13 protein-coding genes are annotated in these 15429 nt (G+C 73.1%); 6 read left to right on the top strand and 7 right to left on the bottom strand.

The window, feature by feature from the left end:
• Positions 1 to 50 precede the first annotated feature (50 nt).
• Positions 51 to 2621 (bottom strand): penicillin acylase family protein, encoded by a 2571-nt coding sequence (locus tag MTP13_RS11435; protein ID WP_424221775.1) that lies wholly within the window; start codon positions 2619 to 2621, stop codon positions 51 to 53.
• Positions 2622 to 2711: 90 nt separating this feature from the next.
• Positions 2712 to 3674, bottom strand: a complete 963-nt coding sequence (dapD, locus tag MTP13_RS11440) for a 2,3,4,5-tetrahydropyridine-2,6-dicarboxylate N-succinyltransferase (RefSeq protein ID WP_243567884.1) — start codon at positions 3672 to 3674, stop codon at positions 2712 to 2714.
• Positions 3675 to 3757: 83 nt separating this feature from the next.
• On the opposite strand from dapD, the gene dapE reads away from it, so the two are divergent.
• The 3 genes from dapE to MTP13_RS11455 all read left to right on the top strand — a co-directional run bounded on the left by dapE (position 3758) and on the right by MTP13_RS11455 (position 6374).
• A complete protein-coding gene (gene dapE / locus MTP13_RS11445) occupies positions 3758 to 4858 on the top strand; it encodes a succinyl-diaminopimelate desuccinylase (RefSeq protein WP_243567885.1) in 1101 nt (366 codons plus the stop codon).
• Positions 4859 to 4926: 68 nt separating this feature from the next.
• Complete coding sequence (locus MTP13_RS11450; RefSeq protein ID WP_243567886.1) at positions 4927 to 6108, top strand: hypothetical protein; 1182 nt, start codon at positions 4927 to 4929, stop codon at positions 6106 to 6108.
• A gap of 95 nt (positions 6109 to 6203) precedes the next feature.
• Complete coding sequence (locus MTP13_RS11455; protein WP_189084574.1) at positions 6204 to 6374, top strand: DUF3117 domain-containing protein; 171 nt, start codon at positions 6204 to 6206, stop codon at positions 6372 to 6374.
• A 106-nt stretch (positions 6375 to 6480) separates the two neighbouring features.
• Here the strand turns inward: MTP13_RS11455 and MTP13_RS11460 are convergent, their stop codons facing one another.
• Entirely contained in the window at positions 6481 to 7113 is a 633-nt protein-coding gene (locus MTP13_RS11460; protein WP_243567887.1) for an O-methyltransferase, read from the bottom strand.
• An 86-nt stretch (positions 7114 to 7199) separates the two neighbouring features.
• Between MTP13_RS11460 and MTP13_RS11465 the strand changes: the two genes are divergently transcribed.
• Positions 7200 to 7592 carry a twin-arginine translocase TatA/TatE family subunit gene (locus MTP13_RS11465; protein WP_243567888.1) on the top strand — a complete coding sequence of 131 codons (393 nt, stop codon included), beginning with the start codon at positions 7200 to 7202 and terminating at the stop codon, positions 7590 to 7592.
• Positions 7593 to 7658: 66 nt separating this feature from the next.
• On the opposite strand, the gene MTP13_RS11470 is transcribed toward MTP13_RS11465, so the two are convergent.
• On the bottom strand, positions 7659 to 9209 hold the full coding sequence (locus MTP13_RS11470; protein ID WP_243567889.1) for a succinic semialdehyde dehydrogenase: 1551 nt from the start codon (positions 9207 to 9209) through the stop codon (positions 7659 to 7661).
• A 56-nt stretch (positions 9210 to 9265) separates the two neighbouring features.
• On the opposite strand from MTP13_RS11470, the gene MTP13_RS11475 reads away from it, so the two are divergent.
• Both MTP13_RS11475 and MTP13_RS11480 read left to right on the top strand, forming a co-directional pair.
• Complete coding sequence (locus MTP13_RS11475; protein WP_243567890.1) at positions 9266 to 10678, top strand: MFS transporter; 1413 nt, start codon at positions 9266 to 9268, stop codon at positions 10676 to 10678.
• Entirely contained in the window at positions 10675 to 12207 is a 1533-nt protein-coding gene (locus MTP13_RS11480; protein ID WP_243567891.1) for a pyridoxal phosphate-dependent decarboxylase family protein, read from the top strand. Before MTP13_RS11475 ends, MTP13_RS11480 begins: the two co-directional genes overlap by 4 nt.
• 109 nt (positions 12208 to 12316) lie before the next feature.
• Here the strand turns inward: MTP13_RS11480 and MTP13_RS11485 are convergent, their stop codons facing one another.
• From MTP13_RS11485 to MTP13_RS11495, 3 genes are read right to left on the bottom strand one after another with little or no spacing between them, the layout of a single operon-like run.
• Positions 12317 to 13537 (bottom strand): Mrp/NBP35 family ATP-binding protein, encoded by a 1221-nt coding sequence (locus MTP13_RS11485; RefSeq protein ID WP_424221776.1) that lies wholly within the window; start codon positions 13535 to 13537, stop codon positions 12317 to 12319.
• On the bottom strand, positions 13524 to 14042 hold the full coding sequence (locus tag MTP13_RS11490; RefSeq protein ID WP_243567892.1) for a DUF1003 domain-containing protein: 519 nt from the start codon (positions 14040 to 14042) through the stop codon (positions 13524 to 13526). Before MTP13_RS11490 ends, MTP13_RS11485 begins: the two co-directional genes overlap by 14 nt.
• Complete coding sequence (locus tag MTP13_RS11495; protein ID WP_243567893.1) at positions 14029 to 15360, bottom strand: magnesium transporter MgtE N-terminal domain-containing protein; 1332 nt, start codon at positions 15358 to 15360, stop codon at positions 14029 to 14031. Before MTP13_RS11495 ends, MTP13_RS11490 begins: the two co-directional genes overlap by 14 nt.
• Positions 15361 to 15429: the final 69 nt, after the last annotated feature.

A 15429-nucleotide genomic window follows, 5' to 3' on the forward strand; every position in this document is an offset into this window, starting at 1 on the left:
GAACGCCGGCCGCGTCACGCGGCCGGCGTTCGGCGTTTCCGCCGAGCGGCTCAGCCGGCGGGACGGAGCGTCAGCTCGTCGACGGATGCCGCGGCGACCGCCTCCGGCGTGTACGCCCACGGGCGCTGCTCGCCGCGCTGCCACAGCGGCGCCTGATCGTCGTAGTGCCGGTGGAAGGCGTGCCCGGAGGCCCCGGTGAGGTTCACCCAGGTCGAGCGGTCGAAGTCGGCGAGGTCTACCACCATCCGCATCGACGGCACCCAGTCGACGCCGTAGCCGAGCGAGGCGTCCCAGCCGATCGCGTTCACGATCGCCGAGCCGCCGCCGAGCCGGTACGGCCCGCGGTTGAAGAGCCACTCGATGGGCGCGATGCCGGACTCGCCGAAGCTCTGGTTCGTCAGGGTCAGCGTGTGCAGCTCGCCCCAGCTCCATCGATCGGGGTTCGAGCCGAGCAGGCTCCGCGTCTCGGTCCAGGCGGTGGCGAGGGCATCGGCGATCATTCCGTCGCGGCCGGTGACGCCGCGCTGCTCGTCGCTCCACCACGGCGACTCGGGGTCGCTGAGGAGGGTGCCGACGACGCTGAACCAGCGGTCCCCGCCGACCGGGCGGGTGCCCTCGGGGAGATCGCCGAACATGCCGTCGAGGAGGGTGCGCCAGAACACCGCGAAGTAGGCGGCCTGGCCGCTGTCGGCGTCGGCGTGCGCATCCCAGCCGGCGAGGTAGTCGGCGCCCGCCTTCGCCTCGCCCGAGAGCTCCAGCTCCGCGATGAGCGGCAGGAACGCCTCGGCGTTCGCGTCGCGGGTGTCGAGCTGGATGGCGGCGAGGTCCTCGGCGCTGAGCTTCGCCCCGCCGTCGAGCGCCTCGGCGAGGCGGCGTTCGATGCCGTCGGCCCGGTACCCGAGGTCCCAGTCGGCGGTGAGGAACGGGCCGTCGGCGGTGACGGCGTTGTTCGCCGTGATGATGACGCCGCGCTCCGGGTTGTAGAGCGAAGGCAGCTCGGCGAAGGGGATGGCGCCGGTCCACCGGTTCGCGCTCGTCCACCCCGGCAGCGGCACGGTGCCGTCGCCGACGCTGCGGATCGGGATGTCGCCGGGCGCCTGGTAACCGATGTTGCCCTCGACGTCCGCGTAGACGAGGTTCTGGCTCGGCACGTCGAACAGCGACGCGGCCGTGCGGAAGTCGTCCCAGTTCTGCGCGCGGTTCAGCGCGAAGATCGCCTGCGGCGTCGTTCCCGCCGTGAGCGCGGTCCACGCGAGCGAGAGCTCGATGGAGCCCTCACCCGGATCGGTCTCGTCGGCGGCCGCGGCGATGCGCTCGAAGCTCTCCCCGATCCCCGTCACGAGCGGGCCGCGGCCGGTGGCTCGGACCGTGACGGTGACGGGATCGCCGCCCGCGACCGCGATCGTCTCCTCGCGCAGCTGCAGCGGCCGGCGCACGCCGTCCAGCTCGTAGTCCTCGCCCTCGACACGCTCCAGGAACAGGTCGGCGACGTCGGGGCCGAGGTTCGTGAAGCCCCACGACACCCGGTCGTTGTGGCCGATGACGACGCCCGGCAGCCCGGAGAAGGTGTACCCGGCGACGTCGTAGGCGCACTGCTCGGTGCGCTCCGCGCAGCGCAGCCCCATCTGGTACCAGATCGACGGCATCGCGGGGCCGAGGTGCGGGTCGTTCGCGAGGAGCGGCAGTCCGGACTCGGTGTGCGCGCCCGAGACCACCCACGAGTTGGAGCCGAGGTCGCCGCCGGCCGGGCCGAACAACTCGGGGAGGCCGTCGAGCGCTCCTCGGAGCTCGCGGAGCGAGGCCGCAGCGTCCGCGGATCCGGCCGAGGCATCCGCCGCCCCGTCATCGTCGATCTGCGACGCCGCGCCGCTCGAGGCGGGGGCTGCAGCCGCTCCCGGGCCGCCGAGGATGGTCGGCATCGAGCCGAAGGGGTAGCCGGGATGCAGCCGCGCCACCTCCTCGGGCGGGAGCTCGGTGGCGAGCAGCGCCCGGTCGATCTCGTCCTCGAGGTTGCTGCGGAGGTCCCACGCCATCGCCTTGAGCCACGCGATGGAGTCGACGGCCGTCCACGGCTCGGGGGAGTAGCCGGGGTTCTGCAGGCCGAGCACCGCGTACTCGAGTGAGAGGTCCGCGCCGCCGCGTTCGGCGAGATAGGCGTTCACGCCGTCGGCGTAGGCGTCGTAGATCGCCCGGGTGGCCTCGTCGAGGAGCTCGTACTCCTGCTCGGCGATGCCCCGCCAGTTCAGGGTGCGGATGAAGGCGTCGGTCGGCACCTGCGAGGCACCGAAGAGCTCGGCGAGCCGGCCGGCAGTGACGTGCCGGCGGAAGTCCATCTCCCAGAAGCGGTCCTGCGCGTGCACGTAGCCCTGAGCGAGGAAGAGGTCGTGGTCGTTCGTCGCGACGATGGTCGGCAGACCGGCGTCGTCGCGTTCGACCGTGACCTCGGCCTCGAGACCGGGCACGTCGACGGTGCCGCTCGTCTGCGGGAAGGAGCGCTGCACCGTCCACCAGCCGAAGCCCCAGCCGGCGCCCGCGAGGACGAGCACGGTGACGAGCAGCCCGACGAGGAATTTCAGCAGACCTGACCGACGGGTCCGCGGTGCATCCGTGCCCAATGCCACTCCCTCGTGACGCGCATGACGGCGGCCGCCACGCGGCGGCCTGGGCACTCACTGTACCGGACGGCCGCGTTGCGGCCGCCGGCGCCGCCGTCAGGCGTGCAGTGCGTCGTTCAGCACGACGCCGCTGCCCGAGCGGGACAGCACCTCCACCCGGCCGTTCAGCGAGTTGCGCCGGAACAGCAGGCCGGGCTGACCGGAGAGCTCCAGCGCCTTCACGGTGCGCTCCTCGCCGTCGCCCACGATCGCGACCTTCGTGCCGGCCGTCACGTAGAGACCGGCTTCGACGACCGAGTCGTCGCCGATCGAGATGCCGATGCCCGAGTTCGCCCCGAGCAGCGCCCGCTCGCCGATCTCGACGCGCTGCGTGCCGCCGCCCGAGAGGGTGCCCATGATGGAGGCGCCGCCGCCGATGTCGCTGCCGTCGCCGACGACGACGCCCTGCGAGATGCGGCCCTCGACCATGGAGGCGCCGAGGGTGCCGGCGTTGAAGTTCACGAAGCCCTCGTGCATCACCGTCGTGCCCGGCGCGAGGTGCGCGCCGAGGCGCACCCGGGAGGCGTCGGCGATGCGGACCCGCTCGGGAGTGACGTAGTCGAGCAGGCGGGGGAACTTGTCGAGGCCGGTGGCGTGGATGCCGTGCCGCTGCAGGGCGGGGCGGAGCCGGTCGAAGTCGGCCGGGTGCACGGGGCCCGCGTTCGTCCAGACGACGGCGGGCAGGTGCGCGAAGATGCCGTCGAGGTTCAGGCCGTTGGGTCGTACCAGGAGGTGCGAGAGCAGGTGCAGCCGGAGGTAGGCGTCGGCGGTGCCCGCGGGGGCGGCGTCGAGCTCGAGCTCGACGGTGACCGCCTCGATGGTGACGGCGCGCCGCTCGTCGGCGCCGGTGAGCGCCTCGATCTCGGCGGGAAGGATCCAGCGCTCGCGACCGTCGGGGAGGCCGCCGAGGGCGGGGGACGGGAACCAGGCGTCGAGCACCGTGCCGTCGGCGGCGATCGTGGCGAGGCCGTCGGCCCAGGCGCGGCGGTCGGAGGCGGGGGCGGCGGCGTTCGCGGACATGCCTTCCAGCGTATCGACCGCCGCAGCGATGTGACGCCCGCGGTCGGCCGGACGGCCCGGACGCACCCGCATAGACTCGGGGGATGCCGGACGCACACGCCACCCCCGCCCTCGATCTCGCCGCGGACGTCGTGACGATCACGCGGGCGATCTGCGACGTCCCGAGCGTCTCCGGCGACGAGGGGCGGCTCGCCGAGCTCGTGATGCGGGCGCTCGCGGGCGCCGCGCACCTCGAGCTCGTCCGCGACGGCGACGCGGTGGTCGCGCGGACGAACCTCGGCCGGGACCGGCGGGTCGTCATCGCCGGCCATCTCGACACCGTGCCGATCAACGGCAACGTGCCGACCCGCTTCGAGACCGACGAGGACGGCACCGAGTACCTCTGGGGCCGCGGGACGGTGGACATGAAGGCCGGCGTCGCCGTGCAGCTGAAGCTCGCGGCCGAGCTCGCCGAGCCCGCCGTCGACGTCACCTGGGTCTGGTACGACCACGAGGAGGTGTCCGCCGCCCTGAACGGCCTCGGCCGCATCGCCCGCACCGCCCCCGGCCTGCTCGCGGGCGACTTCGCGATCCTCGGCGAGCCGTCGAACGGCCAGGTCGAGGGCGGCTGCAACGGCACGCTGCGCGCCGAGGTCCGCACGAGCGGTCTGCGCGCGCACTCCGCCCGCAGCTGGGTCGGTGACAACGCGATCCACAAGCTCGCGCCGGCGCTCGCGAAGCTCGCCGCCTACGAGGCCGAGACGATCGAGGTGGACGGCCTCGCCTACCGCGAGGGGCTCAACGCCGTGATCGTGCGCGGCGGCATCGCGGGCAACGTCATCCCCGACGAGGCGGTGCTCGAGGTGAACTACCGCTTCGCGCCGTCGAAGTCCGCGGCCGAGGCGGCCGAGTTCGTCACCGCGTTCTTCGACGGCTTCGAGGTCGCCGTGGTGGATGCGGCGGACGGGGCTCGGCCCGGGCTCGACGACCCGCTCGCGCAGGAGTTCGTGCGCGCCGTCGGCGCCGAGGCCCGTCCGAAGTACGGCTGGACGGACGTCGCCCGCTTCAGCGCGATGGGCGTCCCCGCCGTGAACTTCGGGCCCGGCGACCCGCTGAAGGCCCACGCCGACGACGAGCGCGTCGCGGTGGCTCAGATCGTCGACTGCGAGCGCGCGCTGCGCGCCTGGCTCACCGCCGCGGGCTGAGGCCGCCGATGCCCGTGCCGGCCGTTCCGTCGCCAGAGGCGGTCAGGGTCTCGCGGTGGTCGCCGCGGGTGCGGTGGCGGCTCCTGCCGTGGTGGGGGCGGGTCGCGCTGATCTGGTTCGGCGCCCGCGCGGTGACGACGGTGTTCGTGCTGGTCTTCGCCGACGGGCAGCTCGCGAACGCGTGGACCGGGGCGAAGCCCGACCTCTTCGCCTTCTCGAACCTCTGGGATGCCCGCTGGTACCAGATCATCGCGACGGGCGGATACCCGAGCGAGCTGCCGCTCGACGAGAGCGGGCACGTCACCGAGAACGCCTGGGCCTTCCTGCCGGTGTTCCCCGCGCTCGTCCGCGGCGTCACCTTCCTCGGCATCCCGTGGAACGTCGCCTCGGTGCTCGTCGCGGTCGCCGCGGGCCTCGGCGCGGCGCTCGTGCTGCATCGGCTGCTCTCGCGCTTCCTCGAGCCCGATCGGGCGATGTTCGCGATCGTGCTGTTCGCCGTGGCGCCGGTCTCGCCGATCATGCAGTTCGGCTACGCGGAGTCCCTCGGCGCGCTCCTGCTCGCCGTGGCGCTGCTCCTGCTCGTGGAGCGCCGGTACGGCTGGCTCGTCCCGGTGCTCGCCGTGTGGGCGTTCACCCGGCCGGGCGCCCTCGCCTTCGCCCTGACGCTCGGGTTGCACTTCCTCGTGCGCTGGTGGCGGCGGCGGGACGACCCGTTCCCCGCTCGCGAGCAGCTCGTCGTCATCGGCGTCGGCCTCTTCGCCGCGGCCGTGGGCTTCGCCTGGCCGGGCGTCGTCTGGGCCGTCACCGGCGAGGCGTCCGGCTACACGGAGACGGAGCTCGCCTGGCGGGCCGGTTACCTCGGGCATCAGGAGCTCGTGCCCTTCACCGCGTGGTTCCAGGGCGGCGCGTGGTGGGCGGACTTCGTGGGCCTGCCGGCGTGGCTCGGAATGCTCGTCGTGGTCGTGATGATCGCGGCGTTCGCCCTCGTTCTGCTGCTGCCGGCCGTGCGCCGGCTCGGTCTCGACATCCGGCTCTGGCTCGCTTCCTACGGCCTCTACCTGCTCGCGGTGTTCTTCCCGCAGTCGAGCACGTTCCGCATCCTCATGCCGATGTTTCCGCTCGTGGGCGCCCTCGCCGTGCCGCGCGCGCGGTGGTACCGCTGGAGCCTCGTCGTGCTGCTCCTCGCCCTGCAGTGGGTGTGGCTGCACTTCTGCTGGGCGGTGTCCGCGTACGACTGGAGTCCGCCCTGACGCGCGAGTGAATTCTTCACACAACTCGCCCGGGATTTCCGAAGGACTCCTGACATGGCAGATAATGGAAGCTCAGCCACGAAAGGGGTAACTCAATGGCGGCTATGAAGCCACGCACCGGAGACGGGCCGATGGAGGCTGTGAAAGAGGGGCGACTCATCATCGTGCGTGTGCCGCTCGAGGGCGGGGGACGTCTCGTGGTGTCGGTCAACGATGCCGAGGCGAAAGAGCTGTACGACGTGCTCGGGGGCGTAGTCAACGTCTGAGACGCGTCGAGCCGGGTGCCGATGACGCCCGCGGCTCAGCGCCACGAGAGAGGCCCGAGCGCAGCAGCGCTCGGGCCTCTCGGCGTCCGGACGACCGGGCGGCGGGTCAGGAGCCGAGTCGGACGATCTGCAGCAGGCCGTCGCCGACCGGCGAGATGGCCGTCGCGACGGCGGCGGATGCCTCGAGCTCCGTGATGAGTGAACGGAATGCGCTCGCCGTCTCGTCCCGCTTCGCGGGGTCGGCCACGCGGCCGCGCCAGAGCGCGTGCGCCACGACGACGCTGCCGCCGGGCCGGGCGAGGCGGAGGCCGTGCTCGACGTACTCGATCACCGACGCGGCGTCGGCGTCGACGAAGACGAGGTCGTAGGAGCTCTCGTTCATGCGGGGGAGCACCTCGCCCGCACGGCCCGTGATCAAGCGGATGCGGGCGGCCTGCACGCCGGCGTCTGCGAAGTGCTGGCGCGCGTGCTGCTGGTACTCGGTCTCGGTGTCGATCGAGGTGAGCATGGCGCCCCGGGCGTGCCGCAGCATCCACAGCCCCGAGACGCCCACGCCGGTGCCGAGTTCGATGATCGATTCGGCGCGGCTGGCGGCGGCGAGCAGGGCGAGCTGCGCACCGACCGCGGGCGAGACCGGGTCGATGCCGAGCTCGAGGGACTGCTGCCGGGCGCGGGCGATCGCGTCGCTCTCGACGACGGCGTCGTCGGCGTACTTCCAGTTCAGGTCGTGTTCGGACACTTCCGGTCTCCCGCTCTCTCAACCCCCAAGGATAGGGGTGGCAGCGGGGTGCGCCAGGACGCCTCGCCGCCGACTATCCTGTATGGGTGTTCGGTCTGACGTTCGAGAAACTCCTCATCATCGGGGTGATCGCCGTCTTCCTGCTCGGGCCCGAGCGACTGCCGCACTACGCGGCGCAGCTCGGCCGGCTCGTCCGTTCGCTCCGCGACCTCGCGAGCGGCGCGAAGGACCGCATGCGCGAGGAGATGGGCCCGGACTTCGACGACGTCGACTGGAAGAAGCTCGACCCGCGCCAGTACGACCCCCGCAGGATCATCCGCGAGGCGCTGAGCGACGTCGACCCCTTCGCCGATGAGTCGCCGAAGCCGGTCGTCGCCCGCGCCTCGGTCAACGAGAACTCCGCCTACCTGCAGCGCAAGCGCAAGCGGGAGGCCCTCGGCGCCGAGGAGACGGCGCCGTTCGACTCCGAGGCGACCTGAGCCGGGGCAGGATCGCACGACGACGACGACGGCCGGCGCCGAGCGCGGCGCCGGGCCATCCGTCCGTCAGCGGCGGCGCAGCGCCGCCAGCCCTCGGGCGAGCAGGAGCAGCAGCGGAGCCTGCTCGCGGTACTCGCTCGCCCAGCGGGGGAGCTGCAGCACTCCCGTCGTCGCCGAGATCGTGACCGGCTCCACGAAGCGCAGGAGCCCCTCGGGGCCGTTGCGGCGGCCGACGCCGGACTGCTTCTGCCCGCCCATCGGCGCGTCGACCGAGGCGAAGGTGCCGCGGTAGCCCTCGTTGATGTTCACGCTGCCGGCCTCGAGCCGCTCGGCGACGCGCTGACCGCGCGCGACGGAGCCGGTGAAGATCGCGGCGTTCAGCCCGTACTCGCTCGCGTTGGCCGCCTGCACGGCCTCCTCCTCGCTGTCGACGAGGTAGAGCGAGGCGATGGCGCCGAAGGTCTCCTCGGCGTACACGCGCATCTCGGGGGTGACGCCGGTCAGCACGGTCGGCGAGAAGAACCACGGGCCGACGTCGGGGCGCGGCGTGCCGCCGACGAGGACGGTGGCCCCCTTCGCGACCGCGTCGTCGAGGTGGCCGGTGACGCGCTCGAGCTGCGCCGCCGAGGCGAGGGAGCCGAAGTCCGCGTCGAAGTCGAGCGCGGAGCCGAGCTTCGCGGCGGCCAGTTCGGCGACGAGCGCCTTCTGGAACGGGCCGGCGACCGCCCGGTGCACGTAGATGCGCTCGATCGAGACGCACAGCTGACCCATCGCCGAGAAGCAGGCGTGGGCCGCGTTGGCCGCGGCCCGCTCGGGGTCGACGTCGTCGAGCACGATGAGCGGGTTCTTGCCGCCGAGCTCGAGCGAGGCCCCGACGAGGCGGCGCCCGGCCTTCTCGGCGATCTTGCGACCGGTGGCGGTGGACCCGGTGAAGCAGACGTAGTCGACCTCGTCGGTCAGCGCCTCGCCGACCTCGCCGGCGGGGCCCGCGACGACGGCCCAGAGCGCCTCCGGAACGCCGGCCTCGATGAAGGCGCGGCGGAGCGCCAGGATGGACAGGGCGCCCTGGTCGTCGGCCTTCTGCACGACGGCGCAGCCGGCGGCGAGCGCCGGTACGACGTCCATCGCGGCGAGGCTCAGCGCGTAGTTCCACGGGGTGATGACGCCGACGACGCCCTTCGAGCGGTAGCGCACCCGGGTCGTCGCGACCGTCGGGATGCCGCTGCGCCGGCGTCGCCCGCGCAGCACCCGTTGCGCGGCGAGCGCGTTGTAGCGGGTCACCGACGCCGCCTGGAAGATCTCCTCGAATCCCTGACCGCGCGTCTTGCCGCTCTCGAGCTGGATGAGGTCGAGCAGCAGCTCCCGTCGCTCGAGGAGGAGCTCGTGCGCACGGAGGAGCACGCGACGGCGGTGCGCGAAGCCCGCGCGGGCCCACGCGAGCTGGGCGAGCCGCGCGCGCGAGATCGCGTCGCGCACGTCGTCGGCGCTCGACTGCGGCAGTTCGTGGAGCGTTTCGCCGGTGGTCGGGGTGGGCACGGGGCGGGTGACGGAGCCCGAGGCGACCACATCGTCGTCGAGGCTCGCGTACAGGGCGTCGAAGGCCGTCTGCGCTGGCATGCGCACAGTCTAGGTCAACTGTCCCACTTCGAGCCCGGATGCCCTAGGCTGCCTCCATGCCCGCACCGGAGCGAACGCTGTCGCGCGGTGTCGTCACCCGCTACGCGATCGGCTCGATCGGCACCGGCGGCTTCGCGACGCTGCCAGGACTCGTCCTCGTCTACTACCTGACCGACACCCTCGGCGTGGCCGCGCTCGCGGCCGGCGCCGTCGTCACCGCCGCCAAGGTCTGGGACGTCGTCATCGACCCCTGGATCGGCGGGCGCAGCGACCGTGCGCTCGCCACGAGCGGCAGCAGGCGGCGCGGCATGCTGATCGGCGCGATCGGGCTGCCGATCGGCTTCGCGCTGACCTTCGCGGTCGTGCCGGGCCTCGGCCCCGTGGCATCCGGGCTCTGGGTCTTCCTCGCCTTCCTCGCGACCGCGACGTTCTTCAGCCTCTTCCAGGTGCCGTACATCGCCCTGCCCGCCGAGCTCACCCGCGGCTACGACGAACGCACGAGGCTGCTGACCTGGCGCGTCGTCGTGCTGACCATCGCGATCCTGCTCTTCGGCGCGGGCGGACCAGAACTGCGCGGCGCCTTCGGCGACGAGCACCTCGGCTATCTCGTGATGGCCGTCGTCGCCGGTCTCGCGATCGGCGCGGGCATGCTCGTGGCGACGACGATCGCACCGCGTCGGACGGTCCTCCCCGCGGCGGGCGCCCCGGCGCCGGGTCGCGCACCGGCCGGTTCCGCCGGCGGCGCGCTCGCCGGCTATCGGGAGGGCTTCGCCGCGCTCCGCCGCAGCGCCCCGTTCCGCGCCCTCCTCGGCGCCTTCGTGCTGCAGGGCCTCGCCACCGGGCTCATGCTCGCCGGAGCCCAGTTCGTCGCCACCTGGGTGCTCCGCGACGAACAGGCCGTCACGCTGCTCTTCGTCTCCCTCATCGCCCCCGCCGTGCTCGTGACCCCGCTCTGGCAGCTCGTCGCGAAGCGCATCGGCAAGGAGCGCGGCTTCGTCGCCGCGAGCGTGCTCTTCGCGCTCGCCGCGACGAGCATGGTCGCCCTCGTCTGGGCACCCGGAGCCTGGGTCTACGCACCCGTCGCCCTCGCGGGCGCCGCGTACGCCGGCATGCAGTCGCTCCCCATGGCGATGCTGCCGGACGTCATCTCGCACGACGCCCGCCGGAGCGGCCTCGACCGGGCCGGCAGCTTCGGCGGGGTGTGGACCGCGGGCGAGACGGCCGGCATGGCGCTCGGCGCGACCGTCCTCACCGTCGTGCTCGCCCTCACCGGCTATCTGGAGTCGACCGCCGGGGTCACCGTGCAGCAGCCCGACTCCGCCGTCGCCGGCATCGCGATCGCGTTCAGCGTCGTGCCCGCCGTGCTCGTCGCCGCGAGCCTGATCTCGCTGCGCGGCTACCGGCTCCGGCGGGAGGACATCGACGACGCGGGCGCGGCGCTCGCCGGCGAGGAGAGGACCACCGCATGAGCTTCCAGCAGGATCCCGCAGCGGTGCTCGCGCGCCTCGCCGTCCTCCGCGACCGCGACGCGCCGACCCACGGCGGGCGGGTGCTCTCGTACGTCTACGACTCCGGCCGGGCCGAGCTCGATGAGCTCGCCGCCGGCGCCGCCCGGCTCGTGCAGCCGGTCAACGGGCTCGACCCCACCACCTTCACCTCCGTCGCGGTCATGGAGCGCGAGCTCGTCGGCTTCGCCCGCGAGGCCTTCCACGGCGACGCCGACGTGGTCGGCTCGGCCACCTCCGGCGGCACCGAGAGCTGCCTGCTCGCGGTGAAGACCGCCCGCGACGTCTGGCGGGCGCGCGGCGGCACCGGGCGGCCCCGCCTCGTCGCCCCGTCGACGGTGCACGCCGCGTTCCACAAGGCCGCCGAGCTCTTCGACCTCGAGCTCGAGCTCGTCCCCGTGAGCGCCTACGACGGGCGCCCCGACCCCGCCGCCTTCGCCGAGCGGCTCGCGCCGGACGTGGCGCTCGCCGTCGTCAGCGCCCCCTCGTATCCGTTCGCCTCGCTCGACCCCGTCGCCGAGATCGCCGCGCTCGCCGAGGCGGCGGGCGTCGCCCTGCACGTCGACGCCTGCATCGGCGGGTTCGCGCTCGCCTTCTGGCCCGAGCCGCTCCCGGCGTGGGACTTCCGCGTCCCCGGCGTCACGAGCCTGTCGGCCGACCTGCACAAGTACGGCTACGCGCCGAAGGGCGCCTCGGTGCTGCTCACCCGCGGTCGCGACCGGCAACGGCACCAGTACTTCGCGACGACGGGATGGCCCGGCTACCCGGTCGTGAATCCGACCCTCGCCGGCTCGAAGCCGGCCGGCCCGCTCGCCGCGGCCTGGGCGATCACGCAGACGCTCGGGCGCGCGGGCTTCGCCGAGCTGACCGCCGAGGCGGCCAGGGCGACGGCGGCGATCATCGACGCGGTGCACGGCATCCCGGGCCTGCGCATCGTCGGCGAGCCGATCGGGCCGCTGCTCGCGGTCGAATCCGACCTCGACGCCGAACCCGAGCTGCGCGTCGACCCGCATCGCTGGGCCGACGCCGCGCTCGCCGCGGGCTGGCAGCTGCAGCTCCAGCCCGGTTTCGCCCAGCCCGGGGGAGCGGCGCTGCCGCGCACCGCGCACCTCACCGTCACCCCTGTGACCGAGCGGGTGCTGCCCGAGCTGCTGCCGGCGCTCGTCGGCGCGGCCGACGCGGTGCGCGGACTCCCGCCGATCGACGGTGCCGCGGTGCTCGGCGAGCTCCTCGCCGCCCGGCCCGAGCTGGCTGCGGCGCTCCTGCCGAGCGCCGACGGCGGCACCGGTGGAGAGGGGAGCGGAGCGCTCGAACTGGGCTCGGACCAGGCGGCCGGGTTGCTCGGCTCGCTTGGGTTGCTCGGTGGTGAGGAGCCGCTCGCGACGCGACTCGCGCCGGTGCTCGCCCTCGTCGAGGTGCTGCCGCGGCCGCTCACCGAGCGGTTGCTCGTGGAGCTGCTGGCTCGCGCGGTCGAGCCCGTCGAGGCATCCTGACTCCCACCCCCGGACTTGCCCGACTTTCATGAAAGTCGGGCAACACCTGCTCTTCTCTCGACTTGCCCGACTTTCATGAAAGTCGGGCAAGTCGTGGATTTGCGGCGGGTCAGCGGAGCGAGACGTCGAGCCGCCGACCGGCGAGATTGCGCGGGCGGGCGGCGAGCTCGCCCGCGAGCTGCTCGATCGCGCGTGCGGCCGGGTCGTCGGGCGCGGCGTGCACGACCGGATCGCCCGCGTCGCCGCCCTCGCGAAGCGCCACCGAGAGCGGCACGCTCGCGAGCAGCGGCACCGGGGCGTCCTGCCCCTCGGAGAGCCGCCGGGCCACCTCGGCGCCGCCGCCGGAGCCGAACAGCTCCAGCACCGTGCCGTCCGGACCGGCGAGGCCGGCCATGTTCTCGACCACGCCGATCAGGCGCTGCCCGGTCTGCCTGGCGACGACCCCCGAGCGCTCGGCGACATCGGCCGCGGCCGGCTGCGGGGTCGTCACGACGACGACCTCCGCGTTCGGCAGCAGCTGGCCGAGCGAGATGGCGATGTCGCCCGTTCCCGGCGGCAGATCCACGAGGAGCACGTCGAGATCGCCGAAGTACACGTCGGTGAGGAACTGCGAGAGCGTGCGGTGCAGCATCGGGCCGCGCCAGGCCACGGCGACCGAGGACGCGCGCTGACCGGGCTCCGTCGGCTCGATGAACATGCCGATCGAGATCGTCTTCACGCCGTGCGCGACGGGCGGCAGGATCATCTCGTCGACCCGCGTCGGCTTGGCCGGGGTGCCCTCGGCGTCGACGAGACCGAGGAGCGCGGGGATGGAGAAGCCGTGCACATCGGCGTCGACGAGCCCCACTGCGAGGCCTCGCGCCGCGAGCGCGACGGCGAGGTTCGCGGTGATGGTCGACTTGCCGACCCCGCCCTTGCCGCTCGTGATCGCGATCACCCGGGTGAGCGTGCCCGGCCCGAACGGGTTGCCCCGTGGACGACCGGCGCGCAGCCGCTCGGTGAGCGCGTTCCGCTGGGCCGGGGTCATCACCGTGAGCTCGACGTCGGCGTTGCCCTCGCCGGCCACCGATTCGGCGGCGGCCCGTACGTCGCGTTCGATGCGATCGGATGCCGGGCAGCCCACGATCGTGAGCCGGACGACGACGCGGACCCGGCCCGACGCGTCGGCCGTCACCGACTCGATCATGTCGAGCTCGGGCAGCGGCCGGCGGATCTCCGGGTCGGTCACGCCGCCGAGCGCGGCGGAGACGCGACGCTCGAGCTCGGCGGGAGGCATCCCGATCCCGCCCGCGGACGCCGTGGCGCCCGAGGGGTCGTCAGGATGCGGCATGCTCCGCCTCCTCCTCGTCACGACGGTCGAGCTCGTCGAGGATCTGGCGGAGCTCCTGACGGATGAACTCCTTCGAGGCGAGGTCCTTCACCGCGAGGCGGAGTGCGACGACCTCGCGCGCGAGGTACTCGGTGTCGGCGAGGTTGCGTTCGGCGCGCTGACGGTCCTGCTGGATCTGCACGCGGTCGCGGTCGTCCTGGCGGTTCTGCGCGAGCAGGATCAGGGGCGCCGCGTAGCTCGCCTGCAGCGACAGGATGAGCGTCAGCACCGTGAAGCCGAACGCCTGCGAGTCGAAGCGCCAGTCCTCCGGGGCGTAACTGTTCCACATCAGCCAGGCGACGCAGAACACCGTGAGACCGAGCAGGAACCACGGCGTGCCCATCGCCCGCGCCACCCACTCGGTGAAACGGCCGAAGCGGTCGCGATCGCCCGACAGTCGGAAGGGCGACGATCGCAGCATGCCCTTCGGGGTCTCGAATCGCCGGTCGTCGTCAGCGCGTGCCATCGCCTGCCCTCCTTCCCTGCGGGATGGGGATGCTCCCCGTGGTCAGCTGCGCGCGGGCGGTCGCCCGGCGAGAGAGTTCGTCCTCTTCGGGATGACTTCGCCAGTCGTCCGGAAGCAGATAGTCGAGCACGTCATCGATGGTCACCACCCCGACGAGTCGGTGCTTCTCGTCGACGACCGGCACCGACACGAGGTCGTAGCTCGCGAGGATGCGGCTGACCTCCGCGGCCGAGGTGTCGGCGCGGACGGGCTCGAGGCCCTGATCGATGAGCGAGCCGAGCCGCTCGTGCGGCGGGTAGCGGAGCATGCGCTGGAAGTGCACGATGCCGAGGAAGCGCCCCGTCGGCGCCTCGTACGGCGGCAGGGTGACGCAGACGGCGGCGCCGAGCGCGGGCGGGAGGTCGTGCCGGCGGATGAGCGCGAGGCCCTCCGCGACGGTCGCGTCGGCCGAGACGATGATGGGCTCGGTGGTCATCAGCCCGCCCGCCGTGTCGGGCCCGTAGGAGAGCAGGAGGCGAACGTCCTCCGCCTCCTCCGGCTCCATCAGCTCGAGCAGGTGCTCGCCGCGCTCCTCTGGGAGCTGGGCGATGAGGTCTGCGGCGTCGTCGGGCTGCATGCGGTCGAGCACGTCGGCGGCGCGGTCGTCGCCGAGGCCCGCGAGGATCGTGACCTGCTCCGACTCGGGCATCTCCTCGAGCACGTCGGCGAGACGTTCGTCGGGCAGCTCCTCGGCCACTTCCTGGCGGCGCTGGGGCGGCAGGTCGAGCAGGGTGTTGGCGAGGTCGGCGGGCTTCAGCTCCGAGTAGGTGGCGATGAGCTGCTCGGCGGACTGCGCCTCGCCGGGCGCGTTGGCCTCGCGGACCTCGCGCCACGTGACGTAGGCGGACTGCCCCTTCGCGAACGGCGAGGCGCTCGCCTTCGGCCGGCGCACGAAGAGCTGGTCGACCTCCCACTCGCCGGGCTCGCGCTCCTCGATCGCGACGTCCTCGATGGTGGCCTGCCCGCTGCCGTCGTTGAAGGCGACCTTGCGGCCGAGCATCTCGGCGATGACGCGCACCTCGCCGCCGCGCTGCTCGAAGCGGCGGAGGTTGATGAGCCCGGTGGTGATGACCTGCCCGCCGCCGATGGAGGTGACCCGGCCGATCGAGAGGAAGACGCGGCGCTTGCCCGGCACCTCGACGATGAGCCCGACGACCCGCGGCGGGTCCGATTTGCGGTAGACGACGAGGACATCGCGCACGCGGCCGACCCGATCGCCGGCGGGGTCGAAGACGGCGCACCCGGCAAGTCGGGCGACGAAGACTCTCGTGGCGCTCACGGATACCAACCTAGTCCCCGCCCCTGGGTGAGGCCTCGGTTCCCCGAGCTCGTCGAGGGGGCGCTTCGA

Origin of the sequence: Agromyces soli (genome assembly GCF_022811605.1) — a bacterium.
GTDB lineage: Bacteria > Actinomycetota > Actinomycetes > Actinomycetales > Microbacteriaceae > Agromyces > Agromyces soli.